This window comes from Pseudomonas sp. MDT1-85 (genome assembly GCF_054898065.1).
Genome location: NZ_CM142715.1, coordinates 3135353 through 3159874, shown reverse-complemented (window position 1 = coordinate 3159874; position 24522 = coordinate 3135353). Strand labels below are relative to the sequence as shown.

The following is a 24522-nucleotide window of genomic DNA, read 5'->3' as shown; positions in this document are numbered from 1 at the left end:
CACCAAGGAACCTCCATGTCCGGGCTTGAACTGTTTGCTGCCGCCCTCGGCGTGATTGCCGTCTGGTTGACGGTCAGACAGAACCCTTGGTGCTGGCCGATCGGTCTGGTCATGGTGCTGCTGTATAGCTGGGTCTTTTTCGAGGTGAAGCTGTATTCGGACATGCTGCTGCAAGTGATCTACGCCGGTTTGCAGATCTACGGCTGGTGGCAGTGGACTCAGGGGAGCGCGACTCATGGCAAGCGGCATGTCACCCTGCTCGATGGCAAATCCATTGCGCTCGGGCTGGCCGTCGGCGCAGTCGGCAGTTTGCTGCTCGGCGCCGCGATGGCCCACTGGACCGATGCTGCCCAGCCCTGGCTCGATGCGGCACTGACCGGCTTCAGTTTGGTGGCGCAGTTATGGATGGCGCAAAAACGTCTGCAATGCTGGCCGCTGTGGATCGCGCTGGACATCATCTTTGTTGGCCTCTTCGTCTATAAAGCGATGTACCTCACCGCCGGCCTCTACGGTTTATTCGCACTGTTGGCTGTGTACGGCTGGCGGACGTGGCGCGTCGATCCGGCGTTGCGCACATGAAAGTACTGGTGCTCACGGGGCCTGAATCCAGTGGCAAGAGCTGGCTGGCGGCCGAACTGCAACAGCAATTCGGCGGTGTTCTGGTGGGCGAATACGTGCGCTGGTTCATTGAGCAGGAAGCGCGAGACACCTGCCCGGCCGATATCCCCGAAATCGCTCGCGGTCAGCTGCAATGGGAGGACGACGCCCGTGCCCTTGGGCCGCCGTTGCTGATTCTCGACACTCACTTGCTGAGCAACATGCTCTGGAGCCAAACCCTGTTTGGCGATTGCCCGGCCTGGCTTGAGCAGACCCTGCTGGCTCGGCACTATGACTTGCACTTGCTGCTGTCGCCCGAACAGGTCAACTGGACCGATGACGGTCAACGGTGTCAGCCCGAGCTGGAGGAACGCCGGGCTTTTTTCAACGCGACTCAAGCATGGCTGGAACAGCATCGACAGCCTGTTCAAGTGCTTCAGGGCGATTGGGCCGAACGCCGGCTTCAGGCATTACAAGCCGTCGCGTCACTGCTCGATCACTGACCTTATTGGGGCCGAGACACCCAATCTGCAGCTGCCGAGCTCGCAAGGCTGCGTTCGGCTGCGTAGCAGCCGTGAATCCGGCTAACTCGGCTTACCTGACAAACCGCATTCTCTGATTTTACGACTGCTACGCAGCCGAACGCAGCCTCGCGAGCTCGGCAGTTGCTACAAAGAGCGCGTCGCTGCTGAAATTGCTTAACGGATTGGCACCGGCCAAATACCCGAGTATTTGTTGCAGTATCTTTGCAAATACGTCCGCTTCTGAAACACCCCTCCCCCTCGAACAGCCCGCTCCAACGCTGGTCATCGTTTTGTCACGCGATATGTTAAAGCGCTGATACATCCCCGGACAAAGCGTGGATCCATTGCTATTGCGATCTCCTATCACATTACCGTCCCGGCGGTCGTCTCAGCCCTGAAACACCGCACTTCATCGATCCACTAGCCTTGATCGATAACCCTCTGAATAAAAACAACAATCAAAAACCGGCACAGCTTTCGCTCCCTCCTTCACAAGGCTGACTAGGGCCAGCTCACAATAAAGAAGGAATTGCCGCCGTGGGGACATTTGATAACAGCATCTATATCCTCCTGCTGATTGGATGCGCACTGGGCTCAAGTGTCAGCCTGCCCGTACAGGCTGACAACGGCATCATTGTTATCAAGCGTGATGTCCAACCGCGCATGGCAACGCGTGCCCCGGTGATTCCCGACCCTAGCCCCACAACCGCCAATGCCAACCCGTCCAAACAAGTTCTCAGACAAACGAACGAATTGAGCGACGGCGACTTTGCCAACGTCGCCAGTGGTGCAGGCATCTCCCACCTGGTCACTCAAGGCACCAACAACAACCTGGGCGGCGATTTCACCAACCAGACCCAGCTTTCGAACCTCCCCGCTGGACGTTCGGGAAATTCGGGCAACGGTATTGCCAACATGGTCAATTCAAACATCCAGCAAGGCCTGGGTGCTCTGAAAGTCGTAACGGGAGACCGTTAAGATGAATCGTACGCTGCTGATGATTGCGATGTTTTGCAGTGCATCGACCTTTGCCCAGCCTCCCGTCATCAATAACGCAGAAATCGACGGTTCGGGCATGCAGCACCAGGGCAACCTCTCGGTCAACCAGGCGGCGGGCGATCAGCTGCAACAGGCCAACGCCCGGGCCATTGCGGTTGGCGACAACGCCAGCGCCACCACACAGATTCGCCAACGGCTGCGTACGCAGGTCGACCCCAGCATCGATGCTCGATCCAGCATTCAAGGCGACTCCTTCAGCCATGGCAACGGCGTACTGGGCGTCAACCAGAGCGCTGGCGCCAGCAACCAGCAAGCCAATGCCCTGCGGATAAGCGTCAGTAAACAACCGCAAAGTATCGACGACAGCGTCCTCATGCAGCAGAACGTGACGCTGATCAACAACTCCGATCCAACTGACTCTGCACCAGGCAACCGCCAAGTCGCTACCAGCGATCAGGCCTTCACCGGTAGCCGTGGTGTGATCCAGTTGAATCAGAGCTCCGGGGTGGGAAACCGAACGGCCAACACCCTGAGCGTACGGGTCATGGATTGACCCAAAAAGGTAGATACAACACTTAACCTAAAATAAGTACGGAGAAATCACCATGAAACCTTCGATGGCACTAAAGCCTCTGGTTTTCGCAATTGCTGCGGTCATGGCTGTTGCTGTACAAGCGGGGCAAAACGATCCGCATGGCCACCACAACCATCACACCCCTCCTCCAACCAAGATCCCTGTCTATGCGACGGCGGATGCGTGGGATAACCAGAGCAGTACCAACAACAGCATCCGTAACGAAGGGACGATCAACGAAGCTGAAATGAACAGCTCTGCCACAGGCGCCAGCGGCAACGTCGGCGTCAACGTGGCTGCAGGTAGCGGCAACCAACAAGACAACGCGTCCGCCATCGCAAATGCTGCCTCAAACTCCAGTCAGGACAACAGCTTCGTGTTCGGCACTGCGACAGCCACCGCCGACGTGACTCAGTACAGCAACAATAACAGGGTCAACAACTTCGGCAGCACAGCCTCCGCTGTAATGAACGGATCGGGTAATGGCGGCAGCGGTAATATGGGTATCAACATTGCTGGTGGCGACCTTAACCAGCAGAAAAATACCATGGCAATTGCCAACACCAATGCCCCGCTCGGTAACGCAACAGCCACCGCCTCTGCCGATCAACAAGGTCCTGGCCTGGTAGTCAATAACTACGCTGATCGGACGACCCGCCTGGATACGATAACCGTTACCACAACGGCCAGCGGTAATTTCTCTCGCGATAAGGCTTCCGAGGCTAGCGGCAGTCAAAGCGCTTCTTCGAGCTGGGATGCAGCCGGTTCCAGGAGCTCTGAGGCCAGTGGTTCCAAAAGCGTTGATATAAGCGGCTCTAGCGCCAGTAATGCGAGCGGTTCCAACAGCAGTAATGCCAGCGGTTCCAACAGCAGTAGTGCAAGCGGTTCTTCGAGTGCTTCTTTGAATGCTTCCTTGAGCGCTACTTTGGACGCTACTTCGGCGGCTTCCAGCTCCACTACCTTCAATAATGGCTTCGGCGACCGCACCCGCAGCCGCTCTTCCGACGCATCGCTTAACGCATCGGTGGACGCAACGCTTGACGCATCGATAGACAGATCGTTCGACAGATCGCGTGACTCCTCGTACGACAGATCGAGCGACTCCTCGTACGACAGATCGCGCGATTCCTCGTTCGAAAAATCGTTCGATAAATCGTACGAGGAATCGTCTGCCTCCTCGTACGAAAAATCGGGCAGTAAATCGTCCGAGTCTGAGTACGCAAACGCGAAAAGCTACAGTGAAAGCAGCTCTTATGATTTGAGCAACACCTACTCCTATCAAGTGCTGACTCCAACTGGCTGGGCCAACCCTGTGACCAACACTGCAACCCTGAACGGTTCGGTGAATGGTGGCAGTGGCAACCTGGGCGTCAACGTGGCTGCTGGTGTGGGCAACCAACAAAGCAACTCGCTGGCCATTTCCAACAACTCGTTCTAATGGCTGTCTCTTGAGGCCCCCTTACGGGGGCCTTTTTCAACCACAACCAGAAGGCGTCCCACCATGCGCATTATCGCCTTGGCATTTTTGCTTTGCGTGGCCAGTGTGATCGAGGCTGCACAAATGCCGCTTTCCGTCCTGCCGGGCGGCGCGGTGGTGTACAAGCCGATCCAGAGCATGCGCGAGCGTAAATTTGCCGACCTGGTGCAACAGAAAACCGACTTCAGTTGCGGCGCAGCTGCGCTGGCGACCATCTTGCGCCAAGCCTATTGGCTGGACGCGAATGAAGAACAGATCATCGAAGGCATGCTGGCACACTCCGATCAAGATCTTGTCCGCGTTCAGGGCTTCTCCATGCTCGACATGAAGCGTTACGTGGAAAGTATCGGCATGCGGGCCCGTGGCTATCGGGTAGCGCCGGAAACGTTGGGCGAAATCAGAATTCCGGTTGTGGTACTCCTTGATATCCGTGGCTACAAACATTTTGTGGTCATGCAAAAAGTCCATGAGGGCTGGGTCTATATCGGAGATCCGGTACTCGGTCATAAACGCTACAAAGTCGACGACTTTGTAAAAGGCTGGAACGGCATCATCTTTGCCGTCATCGGCCAGGGCTACGACAAAACCAATGCGTTGCTCGACCCACCCATGCCACTGACCGCCAAGAACCGCATCAACACCTTCACTCCGGTACGAGACGCAGAGTTGATGGATTTCGGATTCATCCAAAGCGACTTCTTCTAATAACAAGGAGCACGACGCTCCGGGAGCATCCAATGAAGACTCCAAACTGGCTGGTGGTGGTTTGCCTGGCCGCCAGCCTCCCGACACAGGCACAGACGTTCAAACCCATTGAACTGAAGGATCATGAGTTGGCGACCCTGCGCGGCCGTTATGTCATGCCGGGGAGGATCATCAGTTTCGGCATTGTCATGACCAGCACTTGGCAAAATGCCAACGGTGAAGTGATCGGGGCAACTTCCTCGATGCACATTCAACAATCGACCATTCAGCCACAGTTCTATGTGTCGATGATCAATGAAAAAGGTAATGGCTCAACGAGTTCGCAAGGCACCGGCACCGGTACAGTCATTGGCGGCAACGGCCTCAACAGCACCGAAGGCGTCACTCAAGTCGTGCGTGCTGCCGGCGACCATAACGCTGCCTACAACAACGTGCATATCAACGTCACAAAGGCTAGCCAAGCGCCAGCAATGCAACAGCAGGGCCAGGCGTTGGCCGCAGGCTCGACGTTGGTCGGCGCCAATGGCGCGGGCTCATTGAGCGTTTCCTCGACCGGTACGGGTGTGCAACTCAACATCGTGGCCAACAACAACCAGGGCAGCACCGTACAACGCCTGGCCCAGGGCGGGCTGATGCAGAACACGACTTTGCTCGGCGGTGGCAACCAGGTCAACAACCTCACCTCCTTCAATGTCGTGCTGCGTGACAACGCGACAGCCGGATCGCTCAACGGCAACCTGGACCAGCTCAAAGGTCTTCGCACTCAAGGATTCTGATCTACGCTCAGTCTCATCAGATGTAGTCAGAAAAGGGACGGCTAATCCATGCACCGATCGTTGACGTTCAGAGCTATCGTTTGTTTGAGTAGCCTGGCGCCGGCCACACTGCTGTACGCAGCCCCGGATCCCCAGGTCGAAGCGCTAAAACAAGAACTCATGGAGTTGAAACAGCGTTACGAAGCACAACAGAACGCGCTGATGGTACTCGAGCAACGCGTTCGCCAAGTCGAAGAAACACCTGCGACGCCTGCGCCCAAACGCCTGACCAAATCCCCCGCGGAAATGCCCAGGAGTGGTCAGACAGTGGCTGCGGGTGCGCCGGGAACCACGGGCAGTTCATACGGCCAATCACTCAAGGATGATTCGGCGCCTGCGCAAAGCGTTTCCAACCTGTATGACGAAGCCAGCGGCTTCTTCGGTGGCGGCAAGTTCAGCCTCGAAACCGGCCTGACCTATACGCACTACGATACCCGTGCATTGGTACTCAACGGCTTCCTGGCACTGGACTCGATCTTCCTCGGTAACATCAACCTCGACCGTATCAAGGCGGATAACTGGACGCTGGACCTGACCGCCCGCTACAACACGGGACAACGTTGGCAGTTCGACATCAACGTCCCCGTGGTTTATCGCCAATCAACGTATTCCTCCGGTGGCGCCGGCGGCGCAGGACCGGTAACGTCGGACGCAACCGTGACCCGCGACCCGACCATCGGCGATGTGAACGTTGGCGTGGCTTACAAGTTTCTGGATGAGTCGGCCAATCTGCCCGACGCGGTCTTCACACTGCGCGTCAAGGCGCCGACCGGTAAGGACCCTTACGGCATCAAGCTGGTCAATGACCCGAACAACGATAACCTCTCGGTACCCGAGGACTTGCCTACCGGCAATGGTGTCTGGTCGATCACCCCGGGTATTTCACTGGTCAAGAGCTTCGACCCGGCCGTGCTGTTCGGCAGCCTGTCCTACACCTACAACATGGAAGACTCTTTCAGCGACATCAGCCCTCAGGTCAACTCCAAGGTGCCCGGGGACGTGAAACTGGGCGATTCCTGGCAGATCGGCGCCGGTATTGCATTCGCCTTGAACGAGAAGATGAGTATGTCGTTCTCCTTCACTGATCAGTTCGCCAGCAAGAGCAAGATCAAGCCGGACGGTGGCGACTGGCAATCGATTTCCAACAGCGATTACAACTCGGCCAACTTCAACATCGGCATGACCCTGGCAGCAACCGATAACCTGACGATCGTTCCCAACCTGGCCATTGGCCTGACCGACGACTCGCCAGACTTTTCCTTCAGCCTGAAATTCCCGTACTACTTCTAACCGTTACACTCCAATGGAAAAGGCCCGCTGCGATGAATGTCGCAGCGGGCCTCTTCGTTTCACCGCGCCCTAGCGGATTTGGTGCTTGTGCAGCAATCGGTAAAAAGTCGGCCGCGACACGCCCAGGACTCTGGCGGCGACGCTCAGGTTGTCGCTGTGCCGGTTCAACACATCGCACAGCGCCTGACGTTCGGCGCGGGTCTTGTAGTCTTCAAGGGTGCCCATCGGCGTAGCGGTGGCGTATTGACTGATCAACCCCAGGTCTCGCGCCTCGATCTGCCGTCCTTCGGCCAGAACCAGCCCGCGCCGTACCCGGTTGGCTAACTCGCGGACATTGCCCGGCCAGTCGTGCTTGCCCATGGCGATCAGCGCATCTTCGCTAAAGCTGCGAGGACGACGGCCAGTTTCCTGGCTGTAGAAATGGGAAAAGTGGTTGGCCAACATCGAGAGATCACCATGGCGTTCGCGTAGCGGCACGGTGATGACTTGCAGGACGTTCAAGCGGTAGTACAGATCTTCGCGAAAGTGTTTCTTCTCAATGGCCGCTTCAAGGTCGACGTGCGTCGCCGCCAATACCCGCACATCCACCGGAATAGGCTGGTGCCCCCCTACACGTTCAATGTGTTTTTCCTGCAGGAAGCGCAGCAGATTGGCTTGCAGTTCCAGGGGTAGATCACCGATCTCATCGAGAAACAGCGTTCCGCCGTTGGCCGCCTCGATCCGCCCGACCTTGCGCTGATGAGCGCCGGTAAAGGCGCCCTTCTCGTGGCCAAACAGTTCGGACTGGATCAAGTGTTCGGGAATCGCGCCGCAGTTGATCGCCACGAATGGTTTGCTGTGACGCTGGGATTGTCGATGCAGGGTGCGAGCGACCAATTCCTTGCCGGTCCCGCTTTCGCCGCGGATCAGCACCGGGGATTCAGTGGGTGCCAACTTGCTGAGCAATTTGCGCAGTTCGCGAATCGGTTTGCTGTCGCCGAGCAACTCATGTTCAGGCTGATCGATATGGACCGTGCCCTGGCCGCGCAGGCGTGCCATGCCAAACGCGCGACCCAGGGTAACTTGAACCCGTGAGACATCGAACGGCAGGGTATGGAAGTCAAAAAACCATTCGCAGACGAAATCCCCGACATTTTGCAATCGCAGGACTTCTTGATTCAGCACCGCAATCCACTCGGTACCGCTGTGGGTAATCAATTCCTTGACGGCTTCCGGGCGTTCCAGATGGAATGGCTGCAAACGCAACAGGCCGACATCGCAGGTTCGTTCAATGGCGTTTGTCAGGTTACAGCTATCAACATCCCAGCCCACGGCGCGTAAACCTGGCAACAATCGGTGGCAATCGTCGCAAGGATCCACTATTAAAAGACGTCGTAAGGCAGGCGCTTCAATCATGACTGTTCCTTGACGCCAAATTTTATGAAATATTATTAAAAACAGTCATTTGGCGGGCTTCGTTGTAACACTAGCAAAAATTTGACGGTGGCTTGTATCGATTGCTTATAGGGCTGTTTGCTTATTAGTTATAAGAAATGACTTTGTTAGTTGCCTAACGAGTTGAACCTTTCATTCAGCTTTCTGAAAGGGCCTGACTATCGAATCAATGAAAGAAAGTTGAAATTTCTTTGGATTGTGTGTGACCTAAACCCCGGTTGCGGGCATCAGTACAAGTAACCAGCCGAACGGTCAGCCCAACCGACGGCACATCACTTGTTTGGGCATACAGAGAGAAGACCCCATGAACGCCCCGCTCCGTATCAACGAAGCACTTTTGATTGCCGACCGCGCATTCCAACCCTTTCAATGCGTGGCCTGGGCTCTACAAGATGGTGGCGAACTAAGCCTTGCCATCATTGATCGTACCAACACGCGCATCAGCCGCAAACAAATCCCCAGCAGCGCCTATTCCGATCCGGCGCAACTTGAACATCTGCTGGAAGAAGCCCGTGCCGAGTTGAGCCAGGAAGGTTACACACTGCAATCCTGGTCCATGCCGCACTAAGTGTTTTCGCGGATTGCCGCCTGGCAATCCGCGCCCCCTTCTTTTCAGTTGACGATTTTCTACAGTCAGCTGCCCCAATACCCTCCCCTGTTGCAACTTCTAACCGCCGGATTACTTGGCAGGCTTTTCAGTGGTTCGTAAAGACATTGTTCTGGCACAAAACGCCCCTCCTCCGGCGCATGAAGACAGTTGTGCGCCGAGTCATTCAGGGATTGAATGTTTTGCTCATGTAGTCACCCTCCGGGCACCCGGATAAGGACGACTGGCAAGGAGATGCATGCATGTCACCCCAGACTGCTTTTGCCTTACCTGCAACTGTGAATGGCGCCGAACGACTCGATAAGAGTTTCGCTGGCACCGGCAAGACTCAAGTGTATTTCGCTGGCAGTATTTTCAGCATGGCCAATGACGTTGCGATTGACCCTGTCGGCCGGTTGCTGGTGGCGGCAAAGGTCGGTACGCCGGGCGGCCACCGCTTTGGCCTGGCTCGCCTGCTTGCAGATGGTTCGGCGGATCTGGCATTCGGCAAACAAGGCAGCATCAGCGGACAGTTCGCACTCGGCTTCGAGGCCATGGCTGGCAAGGTGCGGGTGTTGGCCGACGGGCACATTCTGGTGGCCGGCCTGCACTACGAAAATGCTCACCGCACGCTGCCCGCGCTGGCGATGTTTGATCAGCAAGGCTGCCCGGTCCAGGGTTTTGGCGACCATGGACGCTGCGTGGTGCGCCTGCCGGGTAATCTTTCCCGAGGCGCTCGCGATGCCTGGTTACCGCCCGGCGTGCCGGGCGCCGAAGCCTGCGATGTCTGCGTGCAGGAGGACGGTCGAATCCTGCTGCTGGCCAATCATCACTTCGAACTGTCCGATCACGTCGGCATGCTGATACGACTCAACGCCGACGGTTCGCTGGACAGCAGCTTCAACGGTCGCGGTTTCGTCATGGTCCGGCACCTGTTGATGAACTCCTGGCTCAACAGCCTGATGGTGCAGCGCGATGGTCGGATCCTGGTGAGCGGGTCAATCAATGTTCCCGAGGAAGGCCTGCTGGCGCGTTATCACCCGGATGGCCAACTGGACGACAGCTTCGCCGTGGATGGTTTCATGACCTTCAAGGCACGGGAGCGCAGCACTCAGGTCTGCCAGATCGTCCAGCATGACAACGGCGACTTGCATTGCTTTGGCAGCAGTCGCGACCCTATGCACTGCCTGTCTCTGAAACTACACAGTAATGGCCGACCGGATATTCATTGCAACGGTGGCCAGCCAAAGCTATTGGGCGTCGGCCGTAGCAGCTGCTACTGGACCGCCGCCCAGACTCAGCCGGACGGGCGTGTACTGACAGTCGGAGCGACGCTTGGCGGGGTCGAAGTCGATCTCATTTTTGCCCGATATTTACCCAGTGGGCAGCCGGATCGCAGTTTTGCCAAGGGCATCGGCTGGTTTCGCACACGCCTGAGTCACGGTCCGCGTACCGCGACTTCATTGGCGATTCAGGCCGACGGCTGCATTGTCATCGGCGGCTATTCACTGGACGGAAACTGCCGCGCGGTCGTCGCGCGTTATCAGTGTTAGGCCAACGTCATTCCTGCACTTGATCTTCCGCTCTTCTTACGGCAAGTTGCGCGCTTCTTAAAACAAGGAGTAGCCGATGTCCGGCTCAATGGCCCAGGCCTTCGCGCACAACTTTCTCGGGCACTCACCCCGCTGGTACAAGGCGAGCATTGTCGGTTTCCTGATTCTCAACGCCCTGGTGTTATGGACGGTCGGGCCGGTGGCGGCCGGCTGGCTGTTGGTGCTGGAGTTCATCTTCACCCTGGCCATGGCGCTCAAGTGTTATCCGCTGATGCCCGGCGGCTTGCTGCTGGTCGAAGCACTGCTGCTGAAAATGACCACGCCCCAGGCACTCTATGACGAGCTGGTGCATAACTTCCCGGTGATCCTGCTGCTGATGTTCATGGTAGCGGGCATCTATTTCATGAAAGACCTGCTGTTGTTTCTGTTCTCGCGCCTGCTGTTGGGGGTTCGCTCCAAGGCCCTGCTGGCGTTGATGTTCTGTTTCCTGTCAGCGTTTCTGTCGGCGTTTCTCGATGCGTTGACCGTGACGGCAGTGATTATCAGTGCGTCCGTGGGGTTTTATTCGGTGTATCACCGCGTCGCCTCGGGTAACGATCCGCGTCAGGACAGCTCATTCGGCGATGACCAGCATTTGCCCACGCTCCACCATGCCGATCTCGAACAGTTCCGCGCTTTCCTGCGCAGCTTGCTGATGCACGGTGCTGTCGGCACGGCGTTGGGCGGTGTCTGCACGCTGGTTGGCGAGCCGCAGAACCTGCTGATCGGCCATGAAATGGGTTGGCACTTCGCCGAATTCTTTTTGAAGGTCGCCCCGGTGTCGTTGCCGGTGCTGGCAGCCGGTCTGGTGACCTGCGTGCTGCTGGAGAAACTGCGCTGGTTCGGTTATGGCACGCTACTGCCGGACAACGTGCGTACGGTGCTGGCCAACTACGCCGCCGAAGACAACGCCGCACGCACTGCACGTCAGCGTGCTGCGTTGCTGGTTCAGGGCGCGGCGGCGCTGATTCTGATTGTCGGGCTGGCGTTTCACGTCGCCGAAGTCGGCCTGATCGGTTTGATGGTGATCGTGCTGATCACCGCGTTCACGGGCATTACCGATGAGCATCGCATTGGCAACGCCTTCAAGGATGCCATGCCGTTCACGGCGCTGCTGGTGGTGTTTTTCGCAGTGGTGGCAGTGATTCATGATCAGCAATTGTTCACGCCGCTGATCCAGTGGGTGCTGGCGCTGCCGACAGATCAACAGCCGGGCATGTTGTTTATTGCCAATGGCTTGCTGTCGGCCATTAGCGACAATGTGTTCGTGGCGACCATTTACATCACCGAAGTGAAACAGGCGTTCCTCTCTGGCCACCTGAGCCGCGAACAGTTTGAAACCCTGGCGATTGCGATCAATACCGGCACCAACCTGCCGAGCGTGGCAACGCCCAATGGTCAGGCGGCGTTCCTGTTCCTGCTGACCTCGGCGATTGCCCCGCTGATTCGCCTGTCGTACGGGCGGATGGTGTGGATGGCGCTGCCTTACACCGTGGTGATGGGCGTGTTGGGCTGGTATGCGGTGAGCTTTTGGCTGTAACGCTGAACAAAATGTGGGAGCGAGCCTGCTCGCGATAGCGGTTTTTCATTCAACATCGATGTTGAATGAAATGGCCTCATCGCGAGCAGGCTCGCTCCCACATTGGTTTTGTGTCGTTATCGAGGGAGGATGTATTGCTCAATCGCCTGGGCCGCGCCTTCTTCGGTATTGGCCCCGGTCACCACGTCAGCCTGACGCTTCACCGCCTCTTCCGCCTGCCCCATGGCGATCGACAACCCGGCCCGGTGAAACATCGCCGGGTCATTGCCGCCGTCACCGAGGGCGGCGGTCTGTTCCAGCGGCACACCGAGAAACTCGGCCAGTGTCGCCAATGCCTCGCCCTTGTTAGCCAGCATCGCCGTCACGTCCAGATAGATCGGCTGTGAACGTGAAACCTGCGCCTGCCCTTCGACCTTGGGCAGTAACTGCGCTTCCAGTTCGATCAACAGTTCGGCGTTGTTGCTGGCCGCGACGATTTTGTCGATGCGTGCCAGGTAAGGCTCGAAACTCTCGACCACCACCGGCGGATAACCCAAACCATGCTGCTCTCGTGGAACCATCGGGCCGTACGGATCCTTCAACAGCCAGTCGCCGCCACTGAATACCCACACTTCGATGTCCGGCTGATCGGCAAACAGCGTCAGCGCCGTCAACGCTGCCGTCGCCGGCAAATAATGCGCAACCAGCAAACTGCCGTCCGGGTTGACGATGGTGCCACCATTGAAGGCCGCCGTCGGCAGATCGACACCCAGGGCTTCGATCTGCTGCAACATGGCTTTGGGCGGACGCCCTGTGGCCAGGCTGAACAGCACGCCCGCCTGGCGCAAGGCGCGGACTGCTTCAATCGTGCGCTGACTGAGGCTGTGATCAGGGAGCAGTAACGTCCCGTCCATGTCACTGAGCAGAAAACGGATGGGCTGTTGCGTTACGTCACTCATCCGACGCTGTGCCAAACACGACCGTCGCGGGTCAGCAGCTCGTCAGCGGTCTGTGGTCCGTCTTCGCCGGCCGCGTAGTTCTCCAGCGTCGCGTCCTGCTGCCATGCATCGAGGAACGGCTGCACGGCGCGCCAACCGTTCTCGATATTGTCGGCGCGCTGGAACAGCGTCTGATCGCCGGTCAGGCAGTCGTAGATCAGCGTTTCATAGCCGGTCGATGGCTGCATCTCGAAGAAATCCTTGTAAGCAAAACCCAGTTCGATGTTGGCCATGTTCAACGCCGGCCCCGGCCGCTTGGCCAGCAGGTCGAACCACATGCCTTCGTTGGGTTGAATCTGGATCCGCAGGTAGGTCGGCTGCAGCTCATCGACCTCGGTATCGCGGAATTGCGCATACGGTGCCGGCTTGAAGCAAATAACAATCTCGGTGTCGCGCGCGCTCATGCGCTTGCCGGTGCGCAGGTAGAACGGCACGCCGACCCAGCGCCAGTTGTCGATCATGACTTTGAGCGCGACATAGGTTTCGGTCGTGCTGTCGGGCGCCACGTTGGCTTCCTGGCGATAACCGGGCAGCGGCTCGCCACCAATCTCGCCGGCGGTGTATTGGCCACGCACCGAGTTGGCTCGCGCTTCCTCGGTCGACCAGGGGCGGATCGCGCCGACGACTTTGGCTTTTTCGCCGCGTACCGCATCGGCGCCAAAAGCGGCCGGCGGTTCCATGGCCACCATCGCCAATAATTGGAACAGGTGATTGGGCACCATGTCCCGCAGAGCGCCGGTGACTTCATAAAAACTGCCACGGGTTTCCACGCCGACGGTTTCGGCGGCGGTAATTTGCACGTGGTCGATGTAATGGTTGTTCCAGAAGGCTTCGAACAGGCTGTTGGAGAACCGGCTGACCAGAATGTTCTGCACGGTTTCCTTGCCCAGATAGTGATCGATCCGATAGATCTGCTTTTCCGTCATCACTTTGAGCAAGCACGCGTTCAAGGCTTCGGCGGTGTGCAAGTCGGAACCGAAAGGTTTTTCAATCACCACCCTTCTGAACGCTTCAGGGGTTTCCTGCAGCAACCCGGCAGCGCCGAGACGCCGCACCACGTCGCTGAAAAAGCGCGGCGCGGTGGCCAGATAGAAAATCGCATTGCCAGTGCCGCTGGCGGCGATTTTCGCCGCCAGCGCTTCGTAGGTGCGTTCGTCAAGGAAGTCGCCCTGGACGTAGCTGATGTGCTTGGCCAGTTTGGCCCACAACGCCGGATCAAGGGCGTGATTGCCCTTGCCGACCTTGGTCGCCACTTCTGCCCGAATGAAATCTTCGAGTTTTTTGGCGAAGGCTTCGTCACTGATGGCGTTGTGATCAACGCCGATGATCCGCAGTCCATTTCCCAGCAAACCATCGCGACTCAGGTTGTACAGCGCCGGCATCAGCAAGCGCTTGACCAGATCACCATGGGCACCGAACAGAAACAGCGTGGTAGGCGGTGCGGGTTCTGCCTTGGATTTCCTGCGGATCACATGGGTCATTTTTTCGAAGTCTCCACGTGGCCGCCGAAGCCGAAGCGCTGGGCCGAGAGAATCTTGTCGCCAAAGGTGCCTTGCCCGCGCGAACGGTAGCGCGAGAACAGCGAGTTCGACAGCACCGGTACGGGCACCGATTGCTCCATCGCCGCTTCGATGGTCCAGCGGCCTTCACCGCTGTCAGCCACGGAGCCTGAGTAACCGTCGAGTTTCGGGTCGCTGGCCAGGGCGTCGGCGGTCAGGTCGAGCAACCAGGACGACACCACGCTGCCACGACGCCAGACTTCGGCGATGTCGGCGACATTCAGGTCGAAGCGCTGATCTTCCGGCAGATGGGTGCTGGCCTTGGTCTTGAGGATGTCGAAGCCTTCGGCGAAGGCCTGCATCATTCCGTATTCGATGCCGTTGTGGATCATTTTCACGAAGTGGCCAGAACCGGCCGGGCCTGCGTGGATGTAACCGCGCTCGGCGCGATCGTCATCGGACTTACGGTCCTTGGTGCGTGGGATGTCGCCCATGCCCGGGGCCAGGGTTTCGAACAGCGGGTCGAGGCGCTTAACGGTCTCGGCATCGCCGCCGATCATCATGCAATAACCGCGTTCCAGGCCCCAGACGCCGCCGGAGGTGCCGACGTCGATGTAGTGCAAGCCTTTTTCCGACAGGGTTTTGGCCCGGCGGATGTCGTCCTTATAGAAGGTGTTGCCACCGTCGATGATGGTATCGCCCGCTTCAAGCAAAGTGCTCAGGGTGTCGATGGTGTCTTCGGTCGGTGCGCCGGCGGGTAGCATGACCCATACCGCGCGTGGTTTGGCCAGGCCAGCGACCAGGGCTGGCAAGTCGGCAACACCGGTGGCGCCTTCTTTAGCCAGGGTCTCGACAAAGGCAGTATTGCGGTCGTAAACAACGGTGCTATGTCCGTTGAGCATCAGGCGCCGCGCAATATTGCCGCCCATGCGGCCCAGTCCAATAATCCCGAGTTGCATGTACTGATGCTCCCTACTACAAATAAAGTGTGTCAAAGGTTATAGCCCAACGCGACTCATTCGAGTTAGTCCAGCGTATGGGGATGAAGTTTCCGGGCATTGTGCCCGATCCAGACTGATAACGTCGTGAATCGTGCCGAAGACACAACGACCATGAAAAATAAAAAAGTTCCCTTGGAGGGCAAAAGAAATCAAAATTGGCGCCGATAGTAAGTGAGCACCCGAAATCGGGAGCCAACTTACAGTTGAGACAGCCATTTGCGAGGTGAGCAATGGGCACCGTACACACAGCACTGCCAGCACAAACCCTTTACGTCACGATTCGTCGCGATGAACTGCGCCAGTTGAAAGACGAGCGCGACCAGTTGAAACGGGAAGTCGCGCAATTGCGCCTGCTGTCCCAAGGCAATCAGGCTCAGCCCTTGCCTGTCACCCAACGTGCTCCCCACGCCTGACCCCCTGCCCCTTAAGCTGTAATGCGATCTGTAGCAGCTGCCGAGCCCGTTCGCCAGTAGCAGCTGTCGAGCTTGCGAGGCTGCGTTCGGCTGCGAAGCAGTCGTGAGTCCGGCTAATTCGGTCTGCTTGACGTACTGCAAGTACTGGTTTGACGACTGCTTCGCTGCCGAACGCAGCCTCGCAAGCTCGACAGCTGCTACAAGCGAACGCAGCCTCGCGGGCTCGGCAGCTGCTACAAAAAAGCGTTTCGTACCCGTTGTTTCCGACTCGCTGTCCCTGCACTTCCGGCAACTCACAAAGTTTTCACACCTTCTTGTCGATACTCCGGCTCATTGTGGCCGCTCGGTGGTATCCGCGCGGCGTCCGTTCGTCTGCGACAGGGAGAGTGCCGACGGCCGAAGTAATTATCAGGCTGGAGTGCTGAATGGCTTTGTTTAAACGCAGCAAAACGTCTGCGAAAGGTTTTGATTGGGCAGGATTTCTCTGGTTATTTCTGTTCTTCTGGTATTTTTCGGGCATTACCCAACTGTTGATTCAGCTGACGGGCACCTCCGGTTTTACCGGGTTCCGCCAGGCCTTTGTGATGAGCGCGATCTGGCTCGCCCCGATGTTGCTGTTTCCCAAACAGACACGTGTAATGGCCGCGCTGATCGGCGTGGTGCTGTGGGCCTGTTCGATGGCCAGCCTCGGTTATTTCTTCATCTATCAGCAGGAATTTTCCCAGAGCGTCATCTTCATCATGTTCGAATCGAACGTGTCTGAAGCCGGCGAATACATGACCCAGTATTTTGCCTGGTGGATGGTGGCGGCGTTCCTCGCCCATACCGCGTTCGCGTATTTCCTCTGGACCCGCTTGCGTCCGGTGTACCTGCCACGTGGCCAGGCGCTGGTCGCGGCGACGGCGATTCTGCTGGCGGTGGTCGGTTACCCGCTGATCAAGCAGACGTTGCGCACCGGCAGCCTGGCGGGCGGCTTCGAGAAATTCGAAACCCGCATCGAGCCCGCGGTGCCGTGGCAGATGGCCGTGGCTTATCACCGTTACCTCGACACCCTGGCCGGCATGCAAGCCATGCTCGACAGCGCCAGCAAAATCGCTCCGCTCAAGAACCTTACCGACTCAATGGCCAATCAGCCGGCGACCCTGGTGCTGGTGATCGGCGAGTCCACCAACCGTCAGCGCATGAGCCTGTATGGCTACCCTCGGGAAACTACCCCGGAACTGGACAAGCTGAAGGATCAACTGGCGGTTTTCGATAATGTCATTACCCCGCGCCCTTACACCATCGAAGCGTTGCAGCAGGTACTGACGTTCGCCGACGAAGAAAACCCCGACCTCTACCTGTCGACACCGTCGCTGGTCAGTATGATGAAACAGGCGGGTTACAAGACCTTCTGGATCACCAACCAGCAGACCATGACCAAGCGCAACACCATGCTCACGACCTTCTCCCAGCAGGCCGACGAGCAGGTGTACCTGAACAACAACCGCAACCAGAACGCCGCCCAGTACGATGGCGATGTGATCGAGCCGTTCAACAAGGCGCTGGCCGACGTGGCGCCGCGCAAGCTGATCGTTGTGCATTTGCTCGGCACGCACATGAGCTACCAGTACCGTTACCCGCCGACCTTCAACAAGTTCACTGATCGCAAAGGTGTTCCGGACGGCGTGCGTGACGACCAGGTGCCCACGTACAACAGCTACGACAACGCGGTGCTGTACAACGACTTCGTGGTATCGAGCCTGATCAAGGACTACGCCAAGTCTGATCCGAACGGCTTCCTGCTGTACCTCTCTGACCATGGCGAAGACGTCTTCGACTCGGTTGGCCATAAAACCCTGGGGCGCAACGAGAGCAAACCGACGGCGCCGATGTACACCATTCCGTTCATGGCCTGGGCTTCGCCGAAATGGCGCGAAACCCATGACTGGAGTTTTGCCGCAGATCTGAGCCGGCCGTACAGCAGTTCTCAGCTGATTCACACCTGGGCAGATCTGGCAGACCTGAGTTTCGATGAACTGGACCGCAGTAAAAGCCTGGTCAGCGACAGCTTCAAGCCTCGGCCATTGATGATCGGCAACCCTTATGAGCGTGAGCAGCGGCCATTGATCGACTTCAGCCTGATGAAACCCAAAGGCGCGCCTGTCACGCCGGCGGTCGTTCAGCAGTAGTTTTTGAGGGACCCGCGACCTGTAGCAGCTGTCGAGCTTGCGTGGCTGCGTTCGGCTGCAAAGCAGTCGTAAATCCTGAATGCACAGTGTGCCTGAGGGACCGCAGCGCTCGATTTTACGACGGCTTCGCCGCCGAACGCTGCCTCGCGGTGCTCGACAGCTGCTATGTATGGACTCGCCCCCACTGTCTACCCGCTTTTGAAAAAACCGTCGCCCTGTTGCATCTATGTATTAGGCCTATTCGTGGAAGCCGTCTTCGGCTTCTGGCCAAAATTGGAAAAGCTCGTGGTATGCCGATTACAGTCAGGCCTCGAAGGCCAGTAGCAGCTTAGGCATCAATCCACGCCGGTCTTACCTGGGGTCAATTTTTCTTCAGCAAAGGGTCGGACAGTCAGTACCTCGGTGGCAGAACTCTGTCGCTCAGTGGCTCATCGTCGCTTGCTGGCCATCACCAGCGTGGCGACGATAAGTCTGGTCACTCTGTAGAAGCACCCAGACGATTCGCAGGTTGCGGTTGGCTAGCCTGATCGCAGCCTCCTTACGACCCAGCCGGCTCATCCAGCGCAACAAGCGGCGGTCATCGGGTTGCTGGGAATCAGGTCGTAGTTGTTGCAGCACCGCATGGGCTCCCTGGATCATCAGGCTGCGTAAATAAACATCACCTCGCTTGGTCATGTCCCCCAGCCGGACCGTCTGCCCGCTGCTGTGCTGGTCAGGCACCATGCCAAAGTACGCGGCAAACTTGCGGGCATTGGGAAATCGCTCAGGCTTGGTTTCCTTGGCCACCAGTGCCGTGGCAGTGACTGGGCCGATGCCGCGCACAGTCATCAGTCGCTTCGCCGTCATGTCGGCGCTGGCGGCCACTTCCAGGCGCCCCGTCAGCACGCTGATGCGTTCGCCCAAATGGCGCCACTCGGCCAACAGTTCGTCGATCAGTTCACGCAGCAGGCCCGGCACCGGCTGGGTGGCATCTTCCAGTACCCGCGGAATTTTCTGGCTGATCGCAACATCGCCCTGCGCCAAGGCCACGCCGTGCTCGAGCAGCAGGCCGCGCATCTGATTACTCACCGCCGTGCGTCGACGCACATAGCCTTGGCGGGCGCGATGCAACGCCTGCATTGCCAGCGCCGCAACGCTTTTGACCGGCACTGCGTAGATCTTTTCATCGCGACCAGCCCGCAGAATCGCCAGCGCATCGTTGCGATCATTTTTAGGCCCGCTGCGATGTGTGGCCACCAAACCGGCTGGAAGAATCCGCGCCAGATTGCCTTGGTCTTGCAACTGCCGGGCCCAAGCTTGAGCACCCGGACCGGTCTCCATCAGAACCACGACATGAGGCGGCAACTGGCGGAGAAACTCATAAAACGCCTCGCGCGACTTGATCCGCTGCTCGTAGTGCACCTGGCCGAGGACGTCTTCACCGGCGACCTGAAAGACCTGCTTGGCCAGATCGACCGCCACGGTTGTGCAGGCCGACAAATCGGAAGAAGACAGGGATTGATCAATCGAAGTATGCTTTTTCATGGACTCGCCCTCGCTGTCGTTGGCTGATTAGACTGCCACCGTGGCGCATTGACGCCTCGGCTTGGGCGAGTCCATCCAATTACACAGGCTTAAGGGCGTCCTGATGGATGCCCTTTTTTATGCCCCGGCGGATTAAAGCTCTTTGGTCCAGAACAGCATCCGGCCATGCGCCGGGTCGAACATGCCTGGCGAAAAACCGAATTTGCCGTAAGACGCCTGAGCCACCGCGTTGCCTTCCAGTACTTCCAGGGTGATTTTGCAGCAACCGCGCTGGCGTGCGATGTCCTCGACTTTATGCAGCATCTTCTGGCTCAGCCCCAACCCGCGAAACTTCGACACCACTGCCACGTCATGCACGTTGACCAGCGGCCGGCAGGCAAAGGTCGAAAAACCTTCAAAGCAGTTGACCAGCCCCGCCGGCTCGCCGCCGACAAACGCCAGTACGCTGAAGGCATGGGGACGTTTGGCCAGTTCCCCAGGGAGTTGTTGCAACCTATCGGCGGGTAACGAATGCCCGCCGCCCATCGGGTCTTCGGCGTAGTGGTTCAATACAAGACAAATGGCCTCGGCATGCACCGGGTTGGTGTAGCTGGCCTGAAGCACAAGAATTTCTGCGGATTCCATTTCCACCCTCAATCACACAAGTTGCCCCAGTTCGCCTCTTGCGCACTGAAAGGTCCCGCGACCTTATCGCGAGTACCGGGGTGCCGACAACCGGATCCTGTTGTGATCGTTCCCTCTCAATCGCCCCAGATCAATGCCTCGGTCCATCCCAACTCGGCAAAGTCCTCGGCCCTCAGTTTTGCCTCACCGGCACAGAAAAACTCGTCCAGTTGCGGCGGCTTGACCGAGGTGCCACTGAGCATCGCGTGAACCTGCCCGCGATGATGAATCTGATGCTCGAACAAATGGGACAGCATGCGCAAACGGCTGTCATGTTGCGGGGTATCGCGCGCGATAGTCACGAGCCGTCCCAGATCTGCATCGCGCTGGTGTTCGCAATAGGCGATCAGCCGACGGTCCACCAGGGCTTGCTCACGCTTGAGATCGCTGCCGTGGGTAAACGGTTCGTCTTCATTGAAAAACACGTAGCAATCGGGATGCGGTTCGTCACCGCGCAACTCCCGCTCCAGTGCATCCACATAAAACCAGTCGCAGGTCAGGATGTGGTTGAGGGTCGCGCTGAGGCCGGGAAAGAAACTGACTCGCGGCGCCACCAGCTCGGCCGAGCTTAACTGAAGCCAGGCCTTTGCCAGTCGGTGATTGGCCCAGGCGTTCTGATAAGCCATGGTCAGCAAATGGTGGGACAAGGGCTGATTCATGTTCACTCCTCCCGGATATCAAGCCTCGGCGAAACGTTGTAGCTGCATTTCCTGAAGACGACTAAGGGTGCGGCGAAACGGAAATTCCAGATAGCCCTCGGTGTACAACGCCTCCATCGACACCTGCGCTTCGAGGTACAGCGGCACCTTGCGGTCATAGCATTCATCCACCAGGGCGATGAACCGGCGCACGCCGTCGTCATGCACCGACAACTGCGGCAACTCGCGATCCCCTGCCGCCACCCGCTCGACACCGTCTTCAGTGCCGCGAGCGATGCGTCCTTCGCGTTTTTGCGCGCTGAGGTTGGGTACGTCACTCAACAGAATAGCGCTGAAGGTGTCGCACAGGGCCATGAAGTCCATGGCGGCAAATGGCTGCTCGCAGAGTTCAGAATACCGGCACCAAAGCACGGTTTGACTGGCCTGCATGACATTGACCGAACGGTAGCCAATCTTGACCGGATCGCCGGACAGCGACTGGCCGATGGTCAAGGCTTTGAACACCTCGCTCAGCGCGCCGGGCTGACCCGGTACGTTCACCCAATAACGCTGCAGACCGGCGCCAGGGTGCTGGCGATGATCTTCCCCACCATCCACCGCAATCACTTGCATGTGCTGCTTGATTGCGGCAATGGCGGGCACGAACCGGTCGCGGTTGAAACCATCCGCGTACAGCTGGTCCGGCGGCTGATTGGAGGTGCAGACCACCACCACGCCCTGTTCGAACATCACCTGAAACAAACGCCCGAGAATGATCGCATCACCGATATCGTTGACGAACAGTTCATCGAAACACAGCACGCGCACTTCCTGGCTCAGCTCGCGGGCCAGCGCTTTCAATGGGTCGGCGGTGCCGGTCAATTGAAAGGAGCGCTGATGCACCCAGCCCATGAAGTGATGAAAGTGTTGACGCCGGGCCGGGACGCGCAGGTTTTGGTAAAACTGATCCATCAACCAGGTCTTGCCCCGCCCGACCGGGCCCCAGAGGTACACGCCGGTGATGGGCGTGCGATCTTCATGCAAGGCTTCGTGGCATTTTTGCAGCGCCCACACGGCATGTTCCTGGGCTTCGTCCTGGACGAAGCCCTTTTGTTCGATGGCGTGTTGCCAGGCGCTTAAGGGAGAGTCGACATTCATGCGCGGCAGTATATAGCAGCAGCGAAGCTCTATCCCTGTGGGAGCGAGCCTGCTCGCGATAGCGGCGGGTCAGTCAATATTGATGCTGAATGTACCGCCGTCATCGCGAGCAGGCTCGCTCCCACAGGTTAAGCAGCGCGACATAGCCCGGGTTACAGCGAGATATCCAGCCGGGCAATCTTGCCCTGCTCATTGAGGCGGAACATGTAGCGCAGTTCCAGCGGGCTGCCGGGAAATGTGCCGGAGATCAGGTTGTGCACCAACACTTTGCCGGTGCGCAGCTGAACGTCGAGCACCTCGACCCGGGGCTCATAACGTTGTGCGGTGTCTTGCATCCATTGGGCAATGGCTTGCGTGCCGACCTGATGCTGACCCTCATCGAACACGTTGGCATCCTCAGCGAAAAAACTGGCAACCCTGGACGTGTCGCGAGCATTGGCAGCGGCAATGTAGGCGGCGATGGCGGGGGCCAGTGAAGAGGCTGGATTGGACATGTTTACGGCTCCTTGTGAGTTGATTCTGGAGCCATGCTAAAACAAGCCTGTGTCAGTTCTTGTCAGGAGTGAAGCGCCCTGCTTCGTCGAGTTGCATCTGCTTGCGCCAGGTGCGCAAGAGATCGCTGCGCCGCCCCGGATAGCGTTCACCCTGCTCGCTGGCGGCCGAGATCCGGTCGGTGCGAAAGGTGCGATACGCACTGCGCAATTCACACCAGGCAACGATGATCCGCACCTCGTTGAGAAAGCCCAAGGCCAGTGGCCAGATCAGCCGCTGACTCGGCACCTGATTGGCGTCCGCGTAATCGATGTGCAGCTTGGCCTGATCGCGGATGGATTGGCGAAACACGTTCAAAGGCACGGCATTTTGCGGATAGCCATAACCCGGCGGGCCCGGCAGCACCGTCGGGTTGCGCAAGGCTTCCTGAGCCGCAGGGTCGAGTACCGCGGCGATTTTTGCCAAGGCATCGGCCGCGGCTTTGCCCAAGACTTCATCGCCACGCTGATCGACGTAACGCAAGCCGAGCACGATGGCTTCGGTCTCATCGGCATTGAGCATCAAGGGCGGCAGAAACAGGCCGCTGCGCAACACATAGCCGATCCCTGCCTCGCCAAAGATCGGCGCGCCAAGCGCGGTGAGTTCCGCGATGTCGCGGTACAGCGTGCGTTCGGAAATCTCCAGCTCGCTGGCCAATGTCGCGGCAGTCACCGGACGACTTTTGCCCCGCAGCACTTGTAACAAGGTCAGTAAACGGCTGGTTCGCGACACGGTCGGCAGGCTCTTTCCTGAAAAGTCGTCGGAGCTTAGCAGAGGCTGCTGTCAGAAACTGGCAGGAGCGAGGCTTGCCCGCGAAGGCGTCATAACAGGCACCCCAAATCCAAATTACCGATCGACCTTATGCCTGGCCGCATACAAACACAGCATCTCCATGGCCAATGTCGCCGCTGCCAGTGAGGTAATGTCCGCGCTGTCGTAGGCCGGCGCCACTTCCACCACGTCCATTCCCACCAGGTTGATCCCGCGCAAACCGCCGAGAATCTCCAGCGCCTGCACCGTGCTCAAGCCACCGCACACGGGCGTTCCGGTGCCCGGCGCGAAAGCCGGGTCGAGGCAGTCGATGTCGAAGGTCAGATACACCGGGTGATCACCGACCCGTGCACGAATCGCCTCGACGATCGCTTCACACCCTTGCCGATGCACCTGCCGCGCATCCAACACTTCAAAGCCCTGATGATCATCATTGGTGGTGCGCAGCCCGATCTGCACCGAGCGCGACGGATCCACCAACCCTTCCTTGGCCGCGTGCCAGAACATCGTGCCGTGGTCGACGCGCTTGCCCTCCTCATCGGGCCAGGTGTCGCTGTGGGCGTCGAAGTGAATCAATGACAACCGGCCATGCTGACGGGCATGGGCCTTGAGCAGCGGATAACTGATGAAGTGATCGCCGCCAAACGTCAGCATCGCGCAACCGCCGCTCAGGATGTGCTCGGCATGGGCTTCGATGCGGTCCGGCACCGACTGCGGTGTACCGTAATCGAAGGCGCAATCGCCGTAGTCAATCACCGCCAAGTGATCGAACGGGTCAAACGTCCACGGCCAGTGGCGTTCCCAGGCGATCCCGGTGGATGCAGCCCGAATGCCGCGCGGTCCGAAACGCGCGCCGGGGCGGTTGCTGGTGGCAGTGTCGAACGGCACACCGCTGACCACCACATCGACGCCACGCAAGTCGCGGCTGTAGCGACGGCGCATGAAACTGGTGATACCGGCGTAGGTGCTTTCGGCGGCAGTCCCGTAAAGACTGTCGCGGGTCATGGCCTGATCGTTCTGTGCAGGGACGTCCATGGTGTATT

The 24522-nt window shown here is 58.4% G+C and carries 24 protein-coding genes; 13 read left to right on the top strand and 11 right to left on the bottom strand.

The window, feature by feature from the left end; translation table 11 throughout:
• Positions 1 to 15: 15 nt before the first annotated feature.
• The 8 genes from pnuC to ACYZT2_RS14185 all read left to right on the top strand — a co-directional run bounded on the left by pnuC (position 16) and on the right by ACYZT2_RS14185 (position 6981).
• Positions 16 to 579: a nicotinamide riboside transporter PnuC gene (pnuC, locus tag ACYZT2_RS14220; protein WP_461964870.1), complete on the top strand. Its 564-nt coding sequence runs from the start codon at positions 16 to 18 to the stop codon at positions 577 to 579.
• Positions 576 to 1100 (top strand): AAA family ATPase, encoded by a 525-nt coding sequence (locus ACYZT2_RS14215; protein ID WP_461964868.1) that lies wholly within the window; start codon positions 576 to 578, stop codon positions 1098 to 1100. The genes pnuC and ACYZT2_RS14215 overlap by 4 nt, the downstream gene beginning before the upstream one ends.
• Before the next feature lie 558 nt (positions 1101 to 1658).
• A complete protein-coding gene (locus ACYZT2_RS14210) occupies positions 1659 to 2099 on the top strand; it encodes a hypothetical protein (protein ID WP_461964866.1) in 441 nt (146 codons plus the stop codon).
• Position 2100: 1 nt separating this feature from the next.
• Complete coding sequence (locus tag ACYZT2_RS14205; RefSeq protein WP_461964864.1) at positions 2101 to 2673, top strand: adhesin; 573 nt, start codon at positions 2101 to 2103, stop codon at positions 2671 to 2673.
• A gap of 52 nt (positions 2674 to 2725) precedes the next feature.
• Positions 2726 to 4132, top strand: a complete 1407-nt coding sequence (locus tag ACYZT2_RS14200; RefSeq protein WP_461964862.1) for a heme utilization protein — start codon at positions 2726 to 2728, stop codon at positions 4130 to 4132.
• Positions 4133 to 4195: 63 nt separating this feature from the next.
• Positions 4196 to 4876 (top strand): C39 family peptidase, encoded by a 681-nt coding sequence (locus ACYZT2_RS14195; RefSeq protein WP_461964860.1) that lies wholly within the window; start codon positions 4196 to 4198, stop codon positions 4874 to 4876.
• Between the two features lie 32 nt (positions 4877 to 4908).
• Entirely contained in the window at positions 4909 to 5652 is a 744-nt protein-coding gene (locus ACYZT2_RS14190; protein WP_461964858.1) for a hypothetical protein, read from the top strand.
• Between the two features lie 48 nt (positions 5653 to 5700).
• Positions 5701 to 6981 carry a coiled-coil domain-containing protein gene (locus ACYZT2_RS14185; protein ID WP_461964856.1) on the top strand — a complete coding sequence of 427 codons (1281 nt, stop codon included), beginning with the start codon at positions 5701 to 5703 and terminating at the stop codon, positions 6979 to 6981.
• A gap of 69 nt (positions 6982 to 7050) precedes the next feature.
• On the opposite strand, the gene ACYZT2_RS14180 is transcribed toward ACYZT2_RS14185, so the two are convergent.
• A complete protein-coding gene (locus ACYZT2_RS14180; RefSeq protein ID WP_461964854.1) occupies positions 7051 to 8376 on the bottom strand; it encodes a sigma-54 dependent transcriptional regulator in 1326 nt (441 codons plus the stop codon).
• A gap of 343 nt (positions 8377 to 8719) precedes the next feature.
• Between ACYZT2_RS14180 and ACYZT2_RS14175 the strand changes: the two genes are divergently transcribed.
• The 3 genes from ACYZT2_RS14175 (at position 8720) to nhaB (ending at position 12133) form a co-directional block, all read left to right on the top strand.
• The gene (locus ACYZT2_RS14175; protein WP_460146091.1) at positions 8720 to 8983 is read left to right on the top strand and encodes a hypothetical protein; all 264 of its coding nucleotides are present in this window, start codon (positions 8720 to 8722) and stop codon (positions 8981 to 8983) included.
• A 281-nt stretch (positions 8984 to 9264) separates the two neighbouring features.
• Complete coding sequence (locus tag ACYZT2_RS14170; protein ID WP_461964852.1) at positions 9265 to 10554, top strand: hypothetical protein; 1290 nt, start codon at positions 9265 to 9267, stop codon at positions 10552 to 10554.
• Between the two features lie 76 nt (positions 10555 to 10630).
• Positions 10631 to 12133 (top strand): sodium/proton antiporter NhaB, encoded by a 1503-nt coding sequence (nhaB, locus tag ACYZT2_RS14165; protein ID WP_461964850.1) that lies wholly within the window; start codon positions 10631 to 10633, stop codon positions 12131 to 12133.
• A 116-nt stretch (positions 12134 to 12249) separates the two neighbouring features.
• On the opposite strand, the gene ACYZT2_RS14160 is transcribed toward nhaB, so the two are convergent.
• The 3 genes from ACYZT2_RS14160 to gnd are packed head-to-tail and all read right to left on the bottom strand — an operon-like array spanning position 12250 to position 15568.
• The gene (locus ACYZT2_RS14160; RefSeq protein ID WP_461964848.1) at positions 12250 to 13071 is read right to left on the bottom strand and encodes an HAD family hydrolase; all 822 of its coding nucleotides are present in this window, start codon (positions 13069 to 13071) and stop codon (positions 12250 to 12252) included.
• A complete protein-coding gene (gene zwf / locus ACYZT2_RS14155) occupies positions 13068 to 14591 on the bottom strand; it encodes a glucose-6-phosphate dehydrogenase (RefSeq protein ID WP_461964846.1) in 1524 nt (507 codons plus the stop codon). Before zwf ends, ACYZT2_RS14160 begins: the two co-directional genes overlap by 4 nt.
• Positions 14588 to 15568, bottom strand: a complete 981-nt coding sequence (gene gnd / locus ACYZT2_RS14150; protein WP_461964844.1) for a phosphogluconate dehydrogenase (NAD(+)-dependent, decarboxylating) — start codon at positions 15566 to 15568, stop codon at positions 14588 to 14590. Before gnd ends, zwf begins: the two co-directional genes overlap by 4 nt.
• A gap of 272 nt (positions 15569 to 15840) precedes the next feature.
• Between gnd and ACYZT2_RS14145 the strand changes: the two genes are divergently transcribed.
• Together ACYZT2_RS14145 and ACYZT2_RS14140 are read left to right on the top strand one after the other, a co-directional pair.
• The gene (locus ACYZT2_RS14145) at positions 15841 to 16023 is read left to right on the top strand and encodes a DUF6026 family protein (protein WP_052963391.1); all 183 of its coding nucleotides are present in this window, start codon (positions 15841 to 15843) and stop codon (positions 16021 to 16023) included.
• A gap of 425 nt (positions 16024 to 16448) precedes the next feature.
• The gene (locus ACYZT2_RS14140) at positions 16449 to 18194 is read left to right on the top strand and encodes a phosphoethanolamine transferase CptA (RefSeq protein ID WP_461964841.1); all 1746 of its coding nucleotides are present in this window, start codon (positions 16449 to 16451) and stop codon (positions 18192 to 18194) included.
• Positions 18195 to 18614: 420 nt separating this feature from the next.
• On the opposite strand, the gene ACYZT2_RS14135 is transcribed toward ACYZT2_RS14140, so the two are convergent.
• From ACYZT2_RS14135 to speB, 7 genes are all read right to left on the bottom strand, one after another.
• The gene (locus ACYZT2_RS14135; RefSeq protein ID WP_461973063.1) at positions 18615 to 19673 is read right to left on the bottom strand and encodes an IS110 family RNA-guided transposase; all 1059 of its coding nucleotides are present in this window, start codon (positions 19671 to 19673) and stop codon (positions 18615 to 18617) included.
• Positions 19674 to 19850: 177 nt separating this feature from the next.
• Positions 19851 to 20342 (bottom strand): GNAT family N-acetyltransferase, encoded by a 492-nt coding sequence (locus ACYZT2_RS14130; protein WP_461964839.1) that lies wholly within the window; start codon positions 20340 to 20342, stop codon positions 19851 to 19853.
• 116 nt (positions 20343 to 20458) lie between these two features.
• Complete coding sequence (locus ACYZT2_RS14125; RefSeq protein WP_461964837.1) at positions 20459 to 21040, bottom strand: DinB family protein; 582 nt, start codon at positions 21038 to 21040, stop codon at positions 20459 to 20461.
• A gap of 18 nt (positions 21041 to 21058) precedes the next feature.
• A complete protein-coding gene (gene zapE, locus ACYZT2_RS14120) occupies positions 21059 to 22177 on the bottom strand; it encodes a cell division protein ZapE (protein ID WP_461964835.1) in 1119 nt (372 codons plus the stop codon).
• Positions 22178 to 22329: 152 nt separating this feature from the next.
• Positions 22330 to 22671 (bottom strand): nuclear transport factor 2 family protein, encoded by a 342-nt coding sequence (locus ACYZT2_RS14115; protein WP_461964833.1) that lies wholly within the window; start codon positions 22669 to 22671, stop codon positions 22330 to 22332.
• Between the two features lie 52 nt (positions 22672 to 22723).
• Positions 22724 to 23440: a helix-turn-helix transcriptional regulator gene (locus tag ACYZT2_RS14110; protein ID WP_461964831.1), complete on the bottom strand. Its 717-nt coding sequence runs from the start codon at positions 23438 to 23440 to the stop codon at positions 22724 to 22726.
• A 114-nt stretch (positions 23441 to 23554) separates the two neighbouring features.
• Entirely contained in the window at positions 23555 to 24514 is a 960-nt protein-coding gene (gene speB, locus ACYZT2_RS14105; protein WP_461964829.1) for an agmatinase, read from the bottom strand.
• Between the last annotated feature and the right edge of the window lie 8 nt (positions 24515 to 24522).

Excerpts from the sequence above, each read along its gene's own strand:
- ACYZT2_RS14175 (WP_460146091.1), top strand. The coding sequence starts at position 8,720 with ATGAACGCCCCGCTCCGTATCAACGAAGCACTTTTGATTGCCGACCGC.
- ACYZT2_RS14205 (WP_461964864.1), top strand. The coding sequence starts at position 2,101 with ATGAATCGTACGCTGCTGATGATTGCGATGTTTTGCAGTGCATCGACC.
- ACYZT2_RS14145 (WP_052963391.1), top strand. The coding sequence starts at position 15,841 with ATGGGCACCGTACACACAGCACTGCCAGCACAAACCCTTTACGTCACG.
- speB (WP_461964829.1), bottom strand. The coding sequence starts at position 24,514 with ATGGACGTCCCTGCACAGAACGATCAGGCCATGACCCGCGACAGTCTT.
- nhaB (WP_461964850.1), top strand. The coding sequence starts at position 10,631 with ATGTCCGGCTCAATGGCCCAGGCCTTCGCGCACAACTTTCTCGGGCAC.
- ACYZT2_RS14140 (WP_461964841.1), top strand. The coding sequence starts at position 16,449 with ATGGCTTTGTTTAAACGCAGCAAAACGTCTGCGAAAGGTTTTGATTGG.
- ACYZT2_RS14200 (WP_461964862.1), top strand. The coding sequence starts at position 2,726 with ATGAAACCTTCGATGGCACTAAAGCCTCTGGTTTTCGCAATTGCTGCG.
- pnuC (WP_461964870.1), top strand. The coding sequence starts at position 16 with ATGTCCGGGCTTGAACTGTTTGCTGCCGCCCTCGGCGTGATTGCCGTC.
- zapE (WP_461964835.1), bottom strand. The coding sequence starts at position 22,177 with ATGAATGTCGACTCTCCCTTAAGCGCCTGGCAACACGCCATCGAACAA.
- ACYZT2_RS14125 (WP_461964837.1), bottom strand. The coding sequence starts at position 21,040 with ATGAATCAGCCCTTGTCCCACCATTTGCTGACCATGGCTTATCAGAAC.
- ACYZT2_RS14215 (WP_461964868.1), top strand. The coding sequence starts at position 576 with ATGAAAGTACTGGTGCTCACGGGGCCTGAATCCAGTGGCAAGAGCTGG.
- ACYZT2_RS14195 (WP_461964860.1), top strand. The coding sequence starts at position 4,196 with ATGCGCATTATCGCCTTGGCATTTTTGCTTTGCGTGGCCAGTGTGATC.
- gnd (WP_461964844.1), bottom strand. The coding sequence starts at position 15,568 with ATGCAACTCGGGATTATTGGACTGGGCCGCATGGGCGGCAATATTGCG.
- ACYZT2_RS14170 (WP_461964852.1), top strand. The coding sequence starts at position 9,265 with ATGTCACCCCAGACTGCTTTTGCCTTACCTGCAACTGTGAATGGCGCC.
- ACYZT2_RS14180 (WP_461964854.1), bottom strand. The coding sequence starts at position 8,376 with ATGATTGAAGCGCCTGCCTTACGACGTCTTTTAATAGTGGATCCTTGC.
- ACYZT2_RS14190 (WP_461964858.1), top strand. The coding sequence starts at position 4,909 with ATGAAGACTCCAAACTGGCTGGTGGTGGTTTGCCTGGCCGCCAGCCTC.
- ACYZT2_RS14130 (WP_461964839.1), bottom strand. The coding sequence starts at position 20,342 with ATGGAATCCGCAGAAATTCTTGTGCTTCAGGCCAGCTACACCAACCCG.
- ACYZT2_RS14160 (WP_461964848.1), bottom strand. The coding sequence starts at position 13,071 with ATGAGTGACGTAACGCAACAGCCCATCCGTTTTCTGCTCAGTGACATG.
- ACYZT2_RS14115 (WP_461964833.1), bottom strand. The coding sequence starts at position 22,671 with ATGTCCAATCCAGCCTCTTCACTGGCCCCCGCCATCGCCGCCTACATT.
- zwf (WP_461964846.1), bottom strand. The coding sequence starts at position 14,591 with ATGACCCATGTGATCCGCAGGAAATCCAAGGCAGAACCCGCACCGCCT.
- ACYZT2_RS14185 (WP_461964856.1), top strand. The coding sequence starts at position 5,701 with ATGCACCGATCGTTGACGTTCAGAGCTATCGTTTGTTTGAGTAGCCTG.